General features: G+C 67.9%; 10 protein-coding genes. 6 read left to right on the top strand and 4 right to left on the bottom strand.

Annotation, left to right across the window (positions count from 1 at the left end; all coding sequences use genetic code 11):
- Nucleotides 1–414 precede the first annotated feature (414 nt).
- Both ACG04R_RS05685 and ACG04R_RS05680 read left to right on the top strand, forming a co-directional pair.
- The gene (locus ACG04R_RS05685; protein WP_394407105.1) at nucleotides 415–2,115 is read left to right on the top strand and encodes a DEAD/DEAH box helicase; all 1,701 of its coding nucleotides are present in this window, start codon (nucleotides 415–417) and stop codon (nucleotides 2,113–2,115) included.
- A 6-nt stretch (nucleotides 2,116–2,121) separates the two neighbouring features.
- Nucleotides 2,122–2,640: a GNAT family N-acetyltransferase gene (locus ACG04R_RS05680; RefSeq protein ID WP_394407103.1), complete on the top strand. Its 519-nt coding sequence runs from the start codon at nucleotides 2,122–2,124 to the stop codon at nucleotides 2,638–2,640.
- Here ACG04R_RS05680 and ACG04R_RS05675 read toward each other — a convergent pair.
- From ACG04R_RS05675 to ACG04R_RS05665, 3 genes are read right to left on the bottom strand one after another with little or no spacing between them, the layout of a single operon-like run.
- A complete protein-coding gene (locus ACG04R_RS05675) occupies nucleotides 2,625–3,629 on the bottom strand; it encodes a glycoside hydrolase family 5 protein (protein WP_394407101.1) in 1,005 nt (334 codons plus the stop codon). The genes ACG04R_RS05680 and ACG04R_RS05675 overlap by 16 nt on opposite strands.
- The gene (locus ACG04R_RS05670) at nucleotides 3,626–4,843 is read right to left on the bottom strand and encodes an AGE family epimerase/isomerase (RefSeq protein ID WP_394407099.1); all 1,218 of its coding nucleotides are present in this window, start codon (nucleotides 4,841–4,843) and stop codon (nucleotides 3,626–3,628) included. Before ACG04R_RS05670 ends, ACG04R_RS05675 begins: the two co-directional genes overlap by 4 nt.
- Nucleotides 4,840–6,999, bottom strand: a complete 2,160-nt coding sequence (locus tag ACG04R_RS05665; protein WP_394407097.1) for a GDSL-type esterase/lipase family protein — start codon at nucleotides 6,997–6,999, stop codon at nucleotides 4,840–4,842. Before ACG04R_RS05665 ends, ACG04R_RS05670 begins: the two co-directional genes overlap by 4 nt.
- Nucleotides 7,000–7,440: 441 nt before the next feature.
- Between ACG04R_RS05665 and ACG04R_RS05660 the strand changes: the two genes are divergently transcribed.
- The 4 genes from ACG04R_RS05660 to ACG04R_RS05645 all read left to right on the top strand — a co-directional run bounded on the left by ACG04R_RS05660 (nucleotide 7,441) and on the right by ACG04R_RS05645 (nucleotide 16,450).
- Nucleotides 7,441–9,957 (top strand): glycoside hydrolase family 2 protein, encoded by a 2,517-nt coding sequence (locus ACG04R_RS05660; RefSeq protein WP_394407095.1) that lies wholly within the window; start codon nucleotides 7,441–7,443, stop codon nucleotides 9,955–9,957.
- A gap of 136 nt (nucleotides 9,958–10,093) precedes the next feature.
- Nucleotides 10,094–13,252 (top strand): TonB-dependent receptor, encoded by a 3,159-nt coding sequence (locus tag ACG04R_RS05655; protein ID WP_394407093.1) that lies wholly within the window; start codon nucleotides 10,094–10,096, stop codon nucleotides 13,250–13,252.
- Between the two features lie 127 nt (nucleotides 13,253–13,379).
- Entirely contained in the window at nucleotides 13,380–14,918 is a 1,539-nt protein-coding gene (locus ACG04R_RS05650; protein WP_394407091.1) for a tryptophan halogenase family protein, read from the top strand.
- Entirely contained in the window at nucleotides 14,915–16,450 is a 1,536-nt protein-coding gene (locus ACG04R_RS05645) for a tryptophan halogenase family protein (protein WP_394407089.1), read from the top strand. Before ACG04R_RS05650 ends, ACG04R_RS05645 begins: the two co-directional genes overlap by 4 nt.
- A 3-nt stretch (nucleotides 16,451–16,453) precedes the next feature.
- Here the strand turns inward: ACG04R_RS05645 and ACG04R_RS05640 are convergent, their stop codons facing one another.
- The gene (locus tag ACG04R_RS05640; RefSeq protein WP_394407087.1) at nucleotides 16,454–17,833 is read right to left on the bottom strand and encodes a GH1 family beta-glucosidase; all 1,380 of its coding nucleotides are present in this window, start codon (nucleotides 17,831–17,833) and stop codon (nucleotides 16,454–16,456) included.
- Between the last annotated feature and the right edge of the window lie 16 nt (nucleotides 17,834–17,849).

The following is a 17,849-nucleotide window of genomic DNA, read 5'->3' as shown; positions in this document are numbered from 1 at the left end:
CGCGATGGCAGGTTCAGCTCACGGCATGCGCCGAGCGGCAAGGCCTGGGTGTTCTGCCGACCCTGGTCACGAGTGTGCCAGACCGCACGCCCCGGACTCAAGCTGTGGCTTGGTGAAAACCCTGGCTCGTGCTACAGTCGCGGCTTCGCCTGGGGCATGCCCCAGGAGTTCCACGTCTCCTCTGACCTCGTTCGATCACTCGTATCGGACTCCGAACACGGATCGGTCGGCGGCGATGAAGCCGTCGCTTTGACTGACTGTTCCCCCGCGCCGCACCCGGGCTGATGTACATGCCCGAGCCGCACGACGCGAGCTGATCTATCTCCCAGCGACTTATGTGATTCCGAAGAGCCTGACGCTCCTCGGCGCTGCGCATTTTCTTGCGCGGCGTGACTCTGAACGAAAGAACGAACGATGAGTTTCGAGACCCTGGGCCTGAGCCCCGCCGTGCTGCAAGCCGTCAAGGACGCCGGCTACGAGAACGCCACCGACGTGCAGGCGCAAGCCATCCCCGCCGCCATCGCGAACAAGGACCTGATGGTCTCGTCGCGCACCGGCTCGGGCAAGACCGCCGCCTTCATCCTGCCGGCGCTGGAAAAGATCCTCGCCGCCCGCGGCGACAACACCAAGCGCCGTGAAAAGGGCGTCATCTACGGCCCGCGCGTCCTCGTGCTGGCGCCGACCCGTGAACTGGCCATGCAGGTCAGCAAGGCCGCCCAGACCTATGGCCGCCACATCCCCGGCCTGAAGGTTGCGACGGTGCTGGGCGGTATGCCCTATCCGCTGCAGATCCGCCAGCTGACCGGCCCGCTGGACATCCTGATCGCCACCCCCGGCCGCCTGCTGGACCACCTGGCCAGCGGCAAGTGCGTGTTGTCCAACGTCGAGATGCTCGTTCTGGACGAAGCCGACCGCATGCTGGACATGGGCTTCATCGACGACATCAACGTCGTGACCAGCCACACGCCGCAAACCAAGCAGACCGTGATGTTCAGCGCCACGTTCGCGGGCCACGTCGGCCGTCTCGCGCAGCAGTTGCTGAAGGACCCGCAGCGCATCGAGGTCGCCACGCACACCGACACGCACGAGAACATCGAGCAGCGCCTGCACTGGGCCGACAACCCCCACCACAAGGACCAGCTGCTGGAATCCATCCTGGCTGCGCCGGAGCTGGACCAGGCTGTCGTCTTCACGAGCACGCAGCGCGACGCCGACTGGCTGGCCGAGCGCCTGGCCGAGATCGGCCATGCCGTCGCCCCGCTGCACGGTGCCATGCCGCAAGGCAAGCGCAACCGCGTGCTGATGGGCCTGCGCCGCGGTGACCTGAAGGTGCTAGTGGCCACCGACGTCGCGGCCCGCGGCATCGACGTGCCGACGATCAGCCACGTCATCAACTATGGCCTGCCGATGAAGGCAGAGGACTACGTGCACCGCATCGGCCGCACGGGCCGCGCCGGCCGCCAGGGCCTGGCGATCACGCTGGGCCTGCGCGAAGACGTATCGATGATCCGTCGCATCCAGCAGTTCACGACGCAGACGATTCCGGTGCAGCAGATCGCGGGCCTGGAGCCCAAGACGCAAGAGCCGCGCATCTTCCCGCCGCGCCCCGCCGGCAGCTTCGACGACCGTGGCCCGCGTGGCAACTTCGGTGGTCGCCCCGGTTTCGGCAACAAGAGCTTCCGCCGTGATGACAACGGTGGCCGCCCGCATCACGGTGGTGGCAAGCCCTTCGGTCACGGCGGCGATCGCGGCTTCGCACCGCGCGGTGACGACCGTGGGTTCCAAGGCCGCGACGACCGTGGCTTCCAGCCGCGTGACGACCGTGGCTTCCAGCCGCGTGACGACCGTGGCTTTGCCCCGCGTGGCGAAGGCCAGGGCTTCCAGCCGCGTGGTGACAACCGTGGCTTCCAGAATCGTGACGGCTTCCAGCCGCGCGGCGAGTTCCAACCCCGCGACGACCGTGGTTTCCAGCCGCGTGGTGACCGCCCCTTCCATGGCGGTGGCAAGCCGGCGTTCGGCGGCAAGCCCAGCTTCGGTGGCGGTGGTGACCGTCCGTCGTTCGACGGCGAGCGCCGTGGCCCGGGCGGCCCGCGCAAGGGTGGCTTTGGCCGCTGATCAGTGATGGATCGCGTGCATCTGCACGCGATGACTCCTGCCGATCTCGACGCCGTACTGGCGCTGCAACAGCGCTGCTACGGCGTCGACTTTTTGGAGCGTCGCGAAGCCTTCGAGGCCAAGCTGGCCGTGACGGCCGGCCTGGGCTGCTGCTGGATGGCGCGTCGTCATGACGGTGAGCCGTTGGCTTACGCGGTCAGCCTGCCGGTCTGCGAGGCGACGCTGCCGGCGCTGGACGCGCCGTGCTGCGAACGCTCCGCGGCGCCGACGCTGCTCTACCTGCACGACATGGCCGTCTCGCCCGAGGCCCGCTCGCTCGGCCTGGCCGCGACGTTGCTGGCCAAGCTGGCCGAGCGCGCCCGCGCGCTGCAGCTGTGGGAGATGGGCCTGGTCGCCGTGCAGGGCTCGGTGCCGTACTGGCAACGACAGGGCTTTGCCGAGCCAGCCACGCTGGCGGCGCCGCTGCGGGCCAAGCTGGTCAGCTTCGGCGCCGACGCGCGGTTCCTGGTTCAGTCCTTCAGGTAGGGCTTGAGCCAGCGCATCTGCGGCCTGTCCTTGCCGTCGGCGGTGGGCTCCAGCGACAGGAAGTAGTCGCCCCACATCGGGCCGCCGGCCCACCACAGCCAGCCGGCCCAGACGTCGGCGTTGGCCTGCAGGTGCTGCAGCGCGCCGTTCACAGCCTGCTCGCAGACGGCGTTGGCGCCGCCGCCGAGTTCGCCCAGGATGGCGCGGCGCTTGTTCTGCTTGAGCCAGGCGGTAAAGCGCTTGAGCCGCTCGACGCCGATCTGCGGGCTGACGCACTCCGGCGCGGTGCCCGAGCCATCCTTGTCGAAGTACTGGTGCACCTCGAACACCATGTTGTCGAGCGGGTCGTGCACCTTGCCCATCACCTCGGCGTTGGGCGTGCCGTACCAGGTCGATTCAAACCAGCTCCACGCACCCGTGTAGCCATTGCCGGGCACCGTGATGAGGTTGGTGGCGCCCGTCGCGCGGATCGCGTCGATGGCGGCCTGCGCGGCCTGGCCCCAGGTCTCGGTGGGCAGGTTGCGCGGTTCGTTGACGAGGCCGAACTGCACCTTGGCATTGCCCTTGAACTGCAGTGCCAGCCGCTGCCAGAAGTCGGCGAAGGCGGCGATGGGCACCTCGGGCTTGCCGATGCTGACGTCCTTGTAGGCGGCGTAGTTGTGCGGGTCCAGCAGCACGAAGAGGCCGCGCGCCGTCGTGCCGTTGACGAACTCGCGCAGGCGGGCCAGCTCGGCCGGGTCCAGCTCGCCCATCAGCACGGGCTGCAGGCGCTCCCAGCGGAAGCCGACGCGCATGACGTTCATGCCCTGGGCCTGGTAGTAGGCCGTGCTGGCGACGCTGGGGTAGACGAAGTCCTTGCCATAGACGCCAGGGAAGGGCAGCTTGTCGCCCCATTCGGCGCTGGACAGGCTGATGCCGCGCCACTCCAGCGGCGCCGCGTGGGTCATCGAGGCCGCGAGCAGCGCAGCGCAGAGCAGGGCTTTCTTCATGCTTGATCCTTGGCAGGCGGTTGGACGCCGAGCGCGGCCAGCACGTCCTGGCAGGCACCCATGGTGTGGTAGTCGGTCTTGCCGGCGGGGCTCTTCTCGTCGGTGAGCTTGGTGTTGTCAGGGGCCAGGATGCGGTACCAGGCGCCGTGCTCGTGGTCGACGAAGTGCTGCCAGGCGTAGGCCCAGATCCGGTCGTACCAGGCCCAGTACGCGTCATCGCCGGTGCGAACGGCCAGCCAGGCGGCGGCGGCGAGACTTTCGGCCTGCACCCAGAAATACTTGTCGGCATCGCAGACCTCGCCGCCTGGCGCGAAGCCGTAGACGAGGCCGCCGTGCGTGGCGTCCCAGCCGTGCTTCATCGCCGTGTCGAAGAAGTGGCGCGCGGTCGGCACGAGCCAGGCCGGCGCCGCAGCACCGAGCCGGCGGTCCAGCATCAGCAGCAGCTTGGCCCACTCGGTGAGGTGGCCGGTCTGGAAGCCCCAGGGCCGGAAGATGTTGGTCTTGTCGTCGCGGTTGTAGTCCCAGTCGGGCGTCCAGTCGGTCTGGTAGTGCTCCCAGACCAGGCCGCCAGCCAGCGCCGCCTGGCGTTGTGCGATGGACGTGGCCAGCACCAGTGCGCGCTCCAGATAGCGCGCTTCGCCCGTCGCGGCGTGGGCGGCCAGCATGGCCTCGCAGGCGTGCATGTTGGCGTTCTGGCCGCGGTAGGTGCCGACCTGCCAGTCCGGCGTCGCCTCGTCGGCGTAAAGGCCGTGGGCAGGCTCCCAGAAGCGACGCTCCATCAGCTCGAAGGTCGCGGTGATGCCCTCGCGCGCGCCGGGCACGCCGGCTTCCGCTGCATGCGAGTTGGCCAGCAGCACGAAGGCCAGGCCATAGCAATGGTTGGTGCTGTCCGTGACGGTGGCTTTGCCATCGTGCCAATCCAGCACCCACGCGTAGCCACCTTGCGGTTGTGCGTGCGCCTCGTTGACGAAGGCCATCGCGTGCGCCACGTCGGCCACCGACCCGCCGAACCAGCGCCATGCCAGCGCATGGTTGAAGACGAAGCGCGTGCTGCTGACGAGGTGGCGGGTGCGGCGGTCGTAGACGGTGCCATCGTCCTTGAAGAATTGGAAGCAGCCGCCCGATGCGTCCTTCACGCGAGGCGCGTAGAAGGCCAGCGTGTGGCGCATGTGGGCCCACAGCGCTTCGGGGCGGCGCAGGTCGGGGAGATTCATTTCAGCACCTCGTCTTTCAGGAAGCGGGTCAGCTCGTCCGCCATCTGCGCGTGCACGTCGATGCGCGGGTGAGCGTAGGCGAAGGCCTGGAAGGTGTAGGTCCAGACCTTGGCATCGCCCTCGGCGCGTAGCGTGGCGACGGCGTTGTTCAGTGCGCGCGGGATGGCGGGCTGTTCCTTCCACGCCGTCATGCCACCGGCCAGCAGCACCAGTCGGGCATTGGGGTAGCGCGCGCGCAACTGGCGCACGAAGGCGAGGTAGCGCGGGCCGAAGTCGGCGGCGATGGACTGGCCCTTGGACGCCGGGAAGCCGTGGTCGTTCTGGCCCAGGTTGAGCAGCACGACGTCGGGCGCATGCGGGTCGGGCGGCGCGACGGGGGCGTCCAGCCGCGGCGCAATGCGGTTCCAGACCTGCGGCATCAGCAGCTCGCCCCAGGTCGCCGTGATGCCGATGCCGCTGACGGCGATGCCGACGTAGTCCGCGCCGAGGTTGGCGGCCGTCACCGCGCCATAGGCCCGCGTGCCGTCGTGGAAGTAGAGATCCTCGTACTGGTCGTCGGCCAGGTCGCCGTTGCAGGCGCCGGCGGTGATGGAGTCGCCGTAGAAGGCCAGCTTCAGCGGCCGCGCGGGTGGCGGCGCGAGCAACTGGCCGCCGGGCGACAGGCGCAGGCCGAGGAACACGGTCTCGGCCATCGAGGCCTCGGTGCGCTTGACGAGCCGCAGCGTGTGTTCACCGTCGGCCAGCGGCTCGCGCAGCCGCCAGTCGGAGGCCGCGTTGCCCGGCGCTGCGAGCCAGTGGCGGCGGCCGTCGATCTCGACGGTGAAGTGGCTGGTGCCCCAGTGCGTCGACTTGAAGCTCAGGCCCAGCTGTGTGCCGGTGAAGCGCGCGCGCAACTCGCTGCCGCTCCAGGCGAGCAGCTTGCCGCCGTTCACCTCACCGATGCGGCCGACCCAGCGCAGGTGCTCGTCATTCGGCGCGATGGGCTTGGCCGGTGCCGGGTCGCGCACAAAGTCGCTCGTGCGCAGCGCGGCGGGCACGATGCCGGCGGTCATGACGGCGAGCAGGCTGGCCGGGCGGCCGCTGCCTTCCCACTCATCGCGCCGCACGCGCACTTGCAACAGGTGCGCCGTGGGTTCGAGATCGCGGCCGACGACGCCGTAGTGCCAGCCGAGGTAGCCTTTGCGCTCGGCCACCTGGCCGCGCAGCAGCACCCAGGGGCCGTCGTCCACGCGGGCCTCGAGGTTGCGGTAGTGCTCGCTCTCGGCATGGAAGACAGCGACCTCGCTGCCGTAGACGAGGAAGCGTGCCTCGGCGTCGTCGGCGGTGCTGACCCAGCCGGGCTGCTGGCCGGTCCATTCCGGGTGCACCTCGCCGCCGCGCGTGAAGCCGTGCTGCTGGTAGGGCTTGAGCGTGTCGTTCATCAGCAGGCGTGCGAACTCGTGGGCGCGGCTGTAGACGGCGTCGGGTAACGGCGTGGCCGCTGCGGCCGGGCCGCGTGCGGCGGCGCGCAGCGTCTCGGCCAGCGCGAGGGCGATGCGCTGGTGGCCGGTGGCGTTGGGATGCACGGGCTCGTCATAGAGCGTGGACCAGCGGTCCTCGCCGGCGTTGACGCGGGCCTGCATCCAGCGGCCGAAGTCCAGCGACGCGAGGCCGTAGTGGGCGGCGAGCTTCAGCTGGATGTCGGTCGCGTCGCGCGGCTGGTTGCCTTGCTGCGTGAGGCCCAGAACGACCACCGCGGGCGGCTTCTTCGCGGTGAGCAGCTTGCGCAGGATGGCCTCGTAGCTGCTGCCGCGCACAGCGGAGTCCAGCCACTGGTCGTTGACACCGAACTCGACGATGACGAGGTCGGGCGAGGCGTCCAGCACCTGGGTCTGCAGCCGCTGCACGCCGGCCGCCGAGTCCGTGCCGCTGACGCCGGCGTTGACGAGCTTGACCTTCGGCCCCAGCGACTTCGCCAGCAGCGCGGCCCAGCCGCGTTCGCGCGGCGGCTGCGCGGCGTAGCCGGTCGTGATGGAGCCGCCGATGGTCGCGAGCGTCACGGGCTCGCCGGCCTCCAGCCGCTGCATGACCGCCTGCAGCCGCGGGTCGGTGTCCGCCTGCCCCGCGGCCGGCAGCATCAGTGACAGGACCAACGCAAATCCTTTCAGCGCATCCATTTCAGCCTTTCCTGTGGCGCCTCGGCGGCCCGCCAGCCAACCACGATGTGCCGCCCAGCCCGTCGCGCGGTGACGACTGGCTTCGGCGCTGCGTGAGGGTGGTTGGTCGTTCATGCCGGCTCGCGGGAGCGGGGCGTCCGTGACGAACGCGGGGGAGCGTGGCGTCACGTTGCCTCTTGTGTGTTTACTAAACTATTGGAATTATGGTGGCAAGTTTGCGTCATCCGCTCGTTGTTTCATTGGTAAAACATCGGGACTATCCCCGAGTGCGGGCTCAAATTTAGAGAAACAGAATGCGCAACAAAACAATGTTTAGCTTTGCCTGTGGCGAAGCAGGAGACAAGCCGTGGCCGGGTGGGTGCGCGGCGCAGGGGCTGGCCGGTTCGGGGCTCCCGGTCTCTTGCCGCAGGCCGGGCTGCCTGACCTGACGACTGCGACTCCGTGAAATCTCAACGACTGACTGATCTGCACGAAGGCTGGCTGCTGGCCGAAGCGCCCGCGGGCCTGGACGGCGCCGCGTTGACAGCGCTGCCTGGCGACGCGTGGCTGCCCGCCACGGTGCCCGGTACGGCGCATGGCGCGCTGCTGGCCGCCGGCCGCATCCCCGATCCCTTCTACGGTCGCAACGAGCTGGATGTGCGCTGGGTGGCCGAGCGCCGCTGGGTGTGGCGCCTGGGCTTCGACGCGGGCGAGCTGGCGGCGCGCGAGGAACTGGTCTTCGAAGGCCTGGACACCTACTGCACGGTGTGGCTCAACGGCGAGCGCCTGCTGCAGTCCGACAACATGTTCGTGCCGCAGCGCGTGGATGTGCGATCGCGCCTGAAGCCGGGCCGCAACGAGCTGCTGCTGGTCTTTGAACCTGCGCTGGCCGAGGCGCGCAAGGTGGAAGCCGTGCATGGCAAGCGCGCGCTGTGGAACGGCGACAGCGCCCGGCTGCACGTCCGCAAGGCGCAGTACCACTTCGGCTGGGACTGGGGCCCGGAGCTCGTCACCTGCGGCCCGTGGCGGGCCGTGCGCCGCGACGGCGGTTCGGCGCGCATCGAAGACCTGCATTGCCGCAGCGAGGTGGATGTGGCCCGGCGCACGGCGACGCTGCGGGTCGCGGCCCGGCTCGTTGGCGCAGGTGCCGGCTGCACATTCGAGCTGCTGGACCCCGAGGGCCGCTGCGTGGCGTCGCGCTCCGTGCCGGCCTCGGCTGACGTGACGGCCACGCTGTCGCTCACCGACGCGCAGCTCTGGTGGCCGCGCGGCCTGGGCGAGCAGCCGCTCTACACGCTGGTCGCCCGGCTGCAGGACGACGACGGCCAGTTGCTGGCCGAGGATCAGCGCCGCATCGGCCTGCGCGACCTGCGGCTGGTGCAGGAGCCGGTCGACGGCGAGGCGGGCCTGAGCTTCCATTTCCGTGTCAACGGCCAGGACCTGTTCGCCGGTGGCGCGAACTGGATTCCCGACGACAACCTGCTGGAGCGCATCACGCCAGCCCGCTACCGCGAGCGCGTGGCCCAGGCGGCGGCGGCGAACATGAACATGCTGCGCGTCTGGGGCGGCGGCATCTACGAGCACGAGGCCTTCTACGAGGCCTGCGACGAGATGGGCCTGCTGGTCTGGCAGGACTTCATGTTCGCCTGCGGCATCTACCCGGCCAACGCAGCCTTCCAGGCCAGCGTGCGCGCCGAGGCCGAGGCCGCCGTGAAGCGGCTGCGCCACCACGCTTGCATGGCGCTCTGGTGCGGCAACAACGAGGACTACATGATTGCCGAGTCCCAGGGCCTGGCCGGCCCGGGCATCCCGGCGGAGCGCTTCGAGGCGAGGGCAATCTACGAAGGCCTGCTGCCCGAGGTCTGCGCCGCTCTGGACCCGGACCGCATCTACTGGCCCGGCAGCCCCTTCACGCCGGGTGACGATGTGAAGTCCTCCGACGCGACCGTCGGCGACCGCCACAGCTGGGAGGTCTGGCACCAGCAGATGCTCCCCTACCAGCACTACGGCGAGGTGCAGGCGCGCTTCGTCAGCGAGTTCGGCATGCAGTCCAACCCGTCGCTGGCGTTGTTCGAGTCCGTGCTGCCGGAAGGCGAGCGCTTTCCCGAGAGCCGCACGGTGCAGTGGCACAACAAGGCCGGCTCGGCCGCGGGGCCGGATGGACACCGCCGCCTGGCTGTGTATCTCGCCGACAACCTGCGCGTGGGCGCGACGCTGGCCGAGCATGTCTACGCGACGCAGTTCGTGCAGGCCGAGGCCATGCGCGTGGCCTACCAGGACTTCCGCCGCCGCTGGCAGAAGCCCGGCGCGCGAGCCGTCAGCGGCGCGCTGGTCTGGCAGCTCAACGACTGCTGGCCGGTGACGAGCTGGGCGCTGATCGACTCGTCCGGTACCGTCAAGCCGGCCTGGCATGCGGTGCGCCGCGCGCTCAGCCCGCTGGCCGTGGCCGTGCGGCTGGAGCCGGGCCAGACGCGGCTGGCGGTCATGAACGGCAGCGCCACGGCGTGCGCCGTGACGCTGCAGCTGCGCGTCTTTGCGATGGATGGCCGCCAGCTGGCCAGCACGCAAGCCGCACAGGACGTGCCGGCAGCATCCTGTGTCGAGATCACGCAGTCGCTGCCCGGCTTTGCCGAGCCTGTTGTCGCCGAGCTGTGCGCGCTGGACGCCGACGGGCGTGAACTGGCGCGCGACTGCGCCTGGACCGAGCCCTTCAAGTTCTATCGGCTCGGCGATGCGCGCATCGATATCGCGGTGGACGGGCAGGCGCTGCTGCTCGCCACGGACAGGCCCGTGAAAGGCTTGTGGCTGGCCGGCAACGGGCTGGCGCCGGCCGACAACTTCATCGACCTAGTGCCCGGTGCGCCGCGCCGAATCGGGCATGAGATAGCGCTACCAGAAGTCCTGAGCGTCGTTGCGCTGGACCACGCGGTACGGCAGATCAACCTATTTGATAGGGGAGGCGCAACCCAGGTGGAATGAGTGAATCCCCTGTTACTGATTGTCCCTATGTGGTCGGGTTCAATCATTGTTACCGTTACCAAATGGCTGCAGAAATAAGAGCAGCCGGCGTCCGGGCACCAGCCGGATGTTTCCCACCAAAGAGGAGCAAACGAGGATGAGACACTTCAAGCAGACAACCTTGTCATTGGCGGCAGCCCAGGCCTTGATGGTCCTGGCGATGCCTGCGATGGCGCAGAGCACCGACGCCCCCAAGGCGCAGCAGCTCGAAACCGTGGTCGTCTCGGGGCAGCGTGCTGCCCTGCAGTCGGCCCAGAAGATCAAGCAGAACTCCGACGAGATCGTCGATTCGGTCGTCGCCGACGACATCGGCAAGCTGCCGGACCGTTCAGTGTCCGAGGTGCTGCAGCGCATCGTCGGCGTGACGATGGACCGCGTGATGGCCCGTGGCGACCCAGCCCACTTCTCGGTCGAAGGCTCGGGCGTCATCATCCGCGGCCTGACCTATGTGTCGTCGCAGCTGAACGGCCGCGAGAGCTTCTCGGCCAATGGCGGCCGTGGCCTGAGCTTCGAAGACGTGCCGCCCGAGCTGATGGCTGGCGTGGACGTCTACAAGAACCCCTCGGCCGAGCAGATCGAAGGCGCCATTGGCGGCCTGGTGAACCTGCGCACGGCACTGCCGTTCGACTACGGCGGCTTCAAGGCCGGCGTGAACATCTCGGCCACCAACGCGAAGCTGGGCGACAAGACCAAGCCCTCGGCTTCGGCGCTGCTGTCCAACACGTGGAATACCGACCTCGGCAAGGTCGGCCTGCTGCTGGACGTCGCCTATTCGGAGAGCGCCACGCGCACCGACGGCATGTTCGTCGACCCGTATTTCCAGGTCGTCAAAAAGCAGCAAGTGATGGGCAGTGACGGCAAGCTGCATGACAAGACCGACGCCGACAACAACCAGCTCTACGAGCCGGACGGCACCAACCACTGGTTCCCCAAGGCCGTGGGCTGGCGCACGCTGGACTTCGACCGCAAGCGCCAGGGTACCTACCTGGCCGGCCAGTGGAAGAAGGACAACCTGCAGGCGGCGCTGACGCACTTCCGTTCCAAGTACAGCTTCTACTGGGACGAGAGCTCCATCGACAGCCAGGCCGATCCGTACAACTCGGTCATCGGGTCTGACGCGAAGTGGGGCAGCAATGGCGCGCTGCTGACCGGCACCATCACCGACCCGGTGCACGGCGGCATCCCGTTCAACGCGGATACCCGTTTCGCCAAGCGCGACTCGCTTACGCAGGAATCGACGTTCAACATCGTCTGGACGCCGACGCCCGCGCTGCGCATCGCCAACGACTTCCAGTTCATCGAGTCCACGACCAGCAGCTTCGACTCGACGGTGGCCACCGGCATCAACATGCCGAAGGAAACGGTGGACTTCTCCGGCGGCCTGCCGCGCCTGAACCTGGATGCTTCCGACATCGCCTATCTGTCCGATCCGTCCAAGTACTACTGGGCGTTCACGATGGAGCACCTGGACCGCAGCCGTGCGACCCAGAAGGCCTGGAAGGGCGACATCAAGTACTCGTTCGACCATCCGGTCCTGCAGGACATCCGCGTGGGCGTGCGTTTGACGGACCGCGACGTGCACAACGTCGTCAGCAACCCCAGCTACAACTGGAAGGCCGTCACGCAGACGTGGCAGTCCGCCGAGTTCGACGCAGGCGCCAAAGACCAATCCTGGGACTGGCACCCGATCCGCTCGCTGGCCTACCTGTCGCGCTTCGGTGGAGACACCCAGGTCAAGTCGTTCAACAACTTCATGAACGGCCGGACCTCGGTGGCATCGCTGATCTTGCCGCAGATGTCGGTGGCGGCGAACTATCCGACGTCCTACGCCACGCTGCACAGCTACTACGACACCCTGTGCACGGAGTACAAGCGCCAGCTGCAGGGCGCGAATGCGGCGGCTTGCCCGGTCTCCTGGCAGCCGGCCGCCTTCGGTGACGATTCGCCGAACAGCAACAAGCAGGGCGAGAAGACCGGCACGATCTACAGCCAGCTGCGCTTCGGCTTCGACGAGCTCAATGTGCCGGTTGACGGCAACGTGGGCCTGCGCGTCGTGCAGACGAAGTACCAGACCACGGGCTACAAATCGCTGACCTTCAACTCCACGTCGGCTGCGACGGCTGGGAACCTGGTGGGCACGATCCCGACGTTTGCCAACTTCCAGGTGCCCATCACGGTAGACAACAACTACACGAACGTGCTGCCCAGCCTGAACCTGCGTTGGAAGCTCAAGGACAACATGCAGGTGCGGTTCGCCTACGCCAAGGCGGTTGCGCGGCCCGACTTCAGTGACCTGCAGCCCAACCTGCAGCTCACCGCGGGGTCGGCGACGACGCACACGGTGGTGGTGGACTCCACGACGAATCCGCCCAAGACGCAGGTCTACATCGACGACCTGAGGAACGTGGGCACGGCGCTGGGCAACCCGACGCTGAAGCCGGTCAAGTCCGACCAGTTCGACCTGTCGGGCGAGTGGTACCTGGACAAGGCCAGCTCGATCACGGTGGCAGCCTTCAACAAGCAGTTGAAGGATGTCATCGTCAACCAGGTCGGCGTCGTGCAGGCCGCGGATACGACGGGCAAGCTTTACGACTTCACCTACTCGACCAAGGTCAACGGCGCCAAGGGTTGGGCGCGGGGCGTGGAGGTGGCTGCACAGCACTTCTTCAACGGCCTGCCGGGCCTGCTTTCCGGCCTGGGCGTGCAGGCGAACTTCACCTACGTGGACAGCAAGCAGACCCGCTACAACTCGGTCGATTCGGCCTGGTGTAGCAGCAATGCCGACGGCACGAACCTGAATCTGTTCGTCAACGGTTGCGACACCAACGCCCAGTCCTATGGCGCGTTGCCACTGCCCAACCTGTCGCGCAAGGCCTACAACCTGGCGCTGCTGTACGAGCACGGTCCGTTCTCCGGCCGCATTGCCTATGCCTGGCGTGGCAAGTACCTCAACGGCGTGGCCTTCCCGGACAACACGGGTCCGAACCAGACCAACGGTCTGAACACGAACCCCGACAGCCCGGGCTATGGCCGCAACAACATGCCGCTGGGCCTGCCGCTGTGGACGGCCGACTATGGTCAGCTGGACTTGGGGGTGAAGTACGCCGTCACGGAGCACTTCAAGATCGGGTTCGAAGGCCAGAACCTGACCGACTCCGTGTACAAGCAGCTCATGCAGCAGCACATCGGCCTGATGGGTCGCACGTGGTTTGCTTCGGGCCCGCGCTACACGCTGACGGCAAGCCTGACCTATTGATGGGGCAGCCGGGTTTTTCCCGGCTGCACAGAGGCCTGGCGCGTCAGCGCCGGGCCTTTTTTTTAGGTTAGTGTCGTGACACGAAAAATCGGCGCCCGGCACGGGGTGCCACACGGAGAGACAGCGCATGCATGACGACCAAGCCATCCGCCGCATCGTGATCGTGGGCGGCGGCACGGCGGGCTGGATGACCGCGGCGCCGCTGGGTCAGTTGATGGGCAGCGGCGACCATGGCGCCCGCTGCGAGATCGTGCTGATCGAGTCGCCCGAGATCGGCACCGTGGGTGTCGGTGAAGCCACGCTGCCCACGATTCGCTTCTACAACCGCACGCTGCAACTGGACAACGCGGAGTTCATCCGCAAGACCCAGGCGAGCTTCAAGCTGGGCATCGAGTTCAAGGACTGGGGGCACCTCGGCAATCGCTTCTTCCACGGCTTCGGTGAGTTCGGGCCGGCTATCGCGAACCGCTCGTCCGTCATGCACTGGTTGCGCCTGCACGGCCACGGCGGCATGGACAACCCTGAGGCCTGGTCCACCGCCACCGTGATGGCGATGCGCAACCGCTTCGTGCCGCCGGAAGGGGATGTGGCCTCGGCCGCCAACGCCTACTCCTACGCCTTCCACTTCGACGCCGGGCTGTACGCGGCCTTCCTGCGTGAGTACGCGATGGCGCGCGGCGTGAAGCGGGAGGAGGGCACCATCGTCGACGTGTCCGTGCGGCCCGGCGACGGTTTCGTGACGGCGGTGACGCTGGCCGATGGCCGGCGCATCGAGGGTGACCTGTTCATCGACTGCTCGGGCTTCCGGGCGCTGTTGATCGAAGGCGTGTGCAAGGTCGGCTATCGCGACTGGACGCACTGGCTGCCTTGCGACAGCGCGCAGGCCGTGCCCTGTGACAGGGTCTCGCCGCTGACGCCCTACACGACGTCCACCGCGCGCAGTGCCGGCTGGCAATGGCGCATTCCGCTGCAGCACCGCACCGGCAACGGGCACGTCTACTGCAGCGGCTACATCAGCGACGACGAGGCCGGCCGCGTGCTGATGGGCAACCTCGACGGTGCCGCGCAGGGCGAACCGCGCCAGTTGCGCTTCAAGACGGGCGTGCGCAAGAAGTCCTGGGACCGCAACGTCGTCGCCATCGGCCTGTCGTCGGGGTTCCTCGAGCCGCTGGAGTCCACCAGCATCCAGCTCATCATGGACGGCGTGGGCCGCCTGATCGAGCTCTTCCCCGATCGGCGCTGCGACCGCTTCCTGGCCGACGAGTACAACCGCCGCATGACTCAGCAGTACGAGTCCATCCGCGACTTCATCGTGCTGCACTACAAGCTGACGCAACGCGACGACAGCGAGTTCTGGCGCTACTGCGCGGCCATGTCCATCCCGGACACGCTGAACCACCAGATCGAACTCTTCCGCCGCAGCGGCCGAGTCGCCATCCTGGACCCGGACAGCTTCGCCGAGCCGTCGTGGGTGTCGCTCTTCCTGGGCCTGGGGTGCTGGCCGGAGCGCCACGATCCGCTGCTGGCGCAGGTGGATGCGCAGGCATTGCGCGAGCACTTCCAGCGCCTGCGCGCGGCCATCTCGCAGACCGTGGACGGCATGCCCGACCATGGCGCTTTCATCGATAAACACGTCAAGGCCGCGCCGATGGAGATGGCCAAGTGAAGAACAACGAACAGGCCATCCGCCGCATCGTCATCGTGGGCGGCGGCACCGCGGGCTGGATGAGCGCCGCGCCGCTGAGCCAGGTGTTCGGCACGCAACCGGGCGGGCCTGCCAACCCGGTGGGCTGCGAGATCGTGCTCGTGGAGTCCCCGGAAATCGGCACCGTGGGCGTGGGCGAGGCCACGCTGCCCAGCATCCGCTACTACAACGACATGCTGGAGCTGGACAACGCCGACTTCATGCGCAAGACCCAGGCAAGCTTCAAGCTGGGCATCGAGTTCAAGGACTGGGGGCATGTCGGCAACCGCTTCTTCCACGGCTTCGGCGGTTTCGGTCCGCCCATCGTCAACCGCTCGTCGGTGGCCCACTGGCTGCGGCTGAACCGCGCGGGCGGCATGCCCAGCTACGAGGAATGGTCGGTCGCGACCGTGATGGCGCGGCGCAACCGCTTCGCGCTGCCCGAGGCCGGCGCACCGTCGGCGGCCAACGCCTATTCCTACGCCTTCCATTTCGACGCCGGCCTGTACGCGGCCTACCTGCGCGACTACGCGATGGCGCGCGGCGTGAAGCGGGAGGAGGGCACCATCGTCGACGTGTCCGTTCGCCCCGGCGACGGCTTCGTGACGGCCGTGACGCTGGCCGACGGCCGGCGCATCGAGGGCGACCTCTTCATCGACTGCTCGGGCTTCCGGGCGCTGCTGATCGAGGGCGTTTGCAAGGCCGGCTACCACGATTGGACGCACTGGCTACCGTGCGACAGCGCCCAAGCGGTGCCCTGCGACAAGACGCTGCCGCTGACGCCGCACACCACCTCCACCGCGCACAGCGCCGGCTGGCAGTGGCGCATCCCGCTGCAGCACCGCACGGGCAACGGTCACGTCTACTGCAGCGGCCACATCAGCGACGACGAGGCCAGTCGTGTGCTGATGCAGAACCTCGACAGTGCGCCGCAGGGCGACCTGCGCCAGCTGCGCTTCAAGACCGGGTTGCGCAAGCGCATCTGGGAGAAGAACGTCGTCGCCGTGGGCCTGTCGTCGGGGTTCCTGGAGCCGCTGGAGTCCACCAGCCTCTCGCTCATCATCCACGGCATCAGCGCGCTGGTGGAGTTGTTCCCGGACAAACGCTGCGAGCCGCACCTGGTGGACGAATACAACCGCAAGATGACGCGGCAGTACGAGTCCATCCGCGACTTCATCATCCTTCACTACAAGGAGACCCGCCGCGACGACAGCGAGTTCTGGCGCTACTGCGCGGCCATGCCCATCCCGGACACGCTGGCCCACCAGATCGAGAGCTTCCGCCGCAACGGCCGCGTCGTCATCCTGGACCGTGACAGCTTCGGGGAGGACTCCTGGCTGTCGCTGTTCCTGGGCTTGGGGATGCAACCGCAGGGGCTGGACCCATTGCTGAAGCAGGTCGACGAGCCGACGCTGCGCGAGCACTTCAAGCGGCTGCACATGGCCATCTCGCGCACGGTGGACGGCATGCCCGACCATGCGGCCTATCTGGACCGCCTGGTCGGGGTGCGCTGAACCTCAGCGCACTGCGCGCTCCGCGAGAAAATCCGCGTACGCCAGCGCGCTGCGCTTGAGCGTGCGCTTCTGCGTCTCGAAGTCCACGTGCACGAGACCGAAGCGGCGCTCGTAGCCGAAGGCCCATTCGAAGTTGTCCATCAGCGACCAGACGAAGTAGCCGCGCACATCCACGCCGTTGGCCATGGCCCGCGAGCAGGCGGCGAAGTGGCGCTTCAGGTAGGACTGGCGCTGCAGGTCGTCCACCTGACCGGCGGTATCGACGCTGTCGTGGCTGGACATGCCGTTCTCGGTCACGTAGAGCGGCGGCAGGTTGGCGTACTCGCGCTTGAAGGCCTCGAACAGGTCCTGCATGCCCTGCGGGTAGACCTCCCAGTCCATCGTCGTGCGCTCGACGCCCTCGTGGCGCACCCAGTCGATGGTGTCCGGGCCTTTCGAGCGCAGCACGGCGCGGCTGTAGAAGTTGATGCCGAGGTAGTCGATGGGGCGCTTGATGACGTCCATGTCGCCATCCAGCACCAGTGGCTCGCAGCCCTTCCACAGGCGCCACAAGTCCTTCGGGTACTCGCCCTTGAGCAGCGGGTCCAGCACCCAGCGGTTCTGGAAGGTCTCGAACAGCGAGGCGGCGTCGCGGTCTTCCGCGGTGTCCTGGTCGGCATAGCCCGGTGCGCAGTTCGCGACGATGCCGTGCAGCGCCTGCGGCGCATTGGCGCGCAGCACCGGCAGCGCGAGGCCGTGGCCCAGCAGCAGATGGTGCATGGCCTGCGCAGCCCAGCGGTTGCTCTTGAGGCCCGGCGCGTGGTGGCCGTCGCCGTAGCCTAGGTAGGCCGAGCACCAGGGCTCGTTGTGGGTGGTCCACGCGGCCACGTCGCCGTGGCCGGCCAGCTCGCGGCTCATCAGGTCGGCGTAGTCGACGAAGCGGTAGGCCGTCTCGCGATTCAGCCAGCCGCCCTTGTCCTCGAGGTACTGCGGCAGGTCCCAGTGGTAGAGCGTGACGAAGGCCTTGATGCCGCGATCGCCCAGGCCGTCCAGCAACCGCTTGTAGAAGTCGATGCCTTTCGCGTTGGGCTTGCCGGCCTGGTCCATGACGCGCGGCCAGGCGATGGAGAAACGGTAGGCGTCTACGCCCAGGCGCTTCAGGATGTCCAGGTCTTCGTCGAGGCGGTGGTAGTGGTCGCAGGCCACGTCGCCGTTCTCGCCGCGCAGCACCTTGCCGGGCGTGGCGCAGAAGCGGTCCCAGATGGATTCGAGCCGGCCGTCCGCATGGGCCGCGCCTTCGATCTGGTAGGACGAGGTGCCAGCGCCGAAGATGAAGTCGTGGCGGCGCATCGGCGAGTCCGCCGGCGGGGAGATGAGGTCGGCGAGCGAGGAAGTCTGTGCCATGTCGGGGCGTCGTGGA

The organism is Pelomonas candidula, from assembly GCF_043555985.1.
Lineage (GTDB): Bacteria > Pseudomonadota > Gammaproteobacteria > Burkholderiales > Burkholderiaceae_C > Pelomonas > Pelomonas candidula.
This window is presented reverse-complemented; position numbering and strand designations above follow the sequence as displayed.

Bases quoted from the DNA above. Each gene is read 5' to 3' on its own strand.
- ACG04R_RS05650 (WP_394407091.1), top strand. From the start codon at position 13,380: ATGCATGACGACCAAGCCATCCGCCGCATCGTGATCGTGGGCGGCGGC.
- ACG04R_RS05640 (WP_394407087.1), bottom strand. From the start codon at position 17,833: ATGGCACAGACTTCCTCGCTCGCCGACCTCATCTCCCCGCCGGCGGAC.
- ACG04R_RS05655 (WP_394407093.1), top strand. From the start codon at position 10,094: ATGAGACACTTCAAGCAGACAACCTTGTCATTGGCGGCAGCCCAGGCC.
- ACG04R_RS05675 (WP_394407101.1), bottom strand. From the start codon at position 3,629: ATGAAGAAAGCCCTGCTCTGCGCTGCGCTGCTCGCGGCCTCGATGACC.
- ACG04R_RS05665 (WP_394407097.1), bottom strand. From the start codon at position 6,999: ATGGATGCGCTGAAAGGATTTGCGTTGGTCCTGTCACTGATGCTGCCG.
- ACG04R_RS05685 (WP_394407105.1), top strand. From the start codon at position 415: ATGAGTTTCGAGACCCTGGGCCTGAGCCCCGCCGTGCTGCAAGCCGTC.
- ACG04R_RS05680 (WP_394407103.1), top strand. From the start codon at position 2,122: ATGGATCGCGTGCATCTGCACGCGATGACTCCTGCCGATCTCGACGCC.
- ACG04R_RS05670 (WP_394407099.1), bottom strand. From the start codon at position 4,843: ATGAATCTCCCCGACCTGCGCCGCCCCGAAGCGCTGTGGGCCCACATG.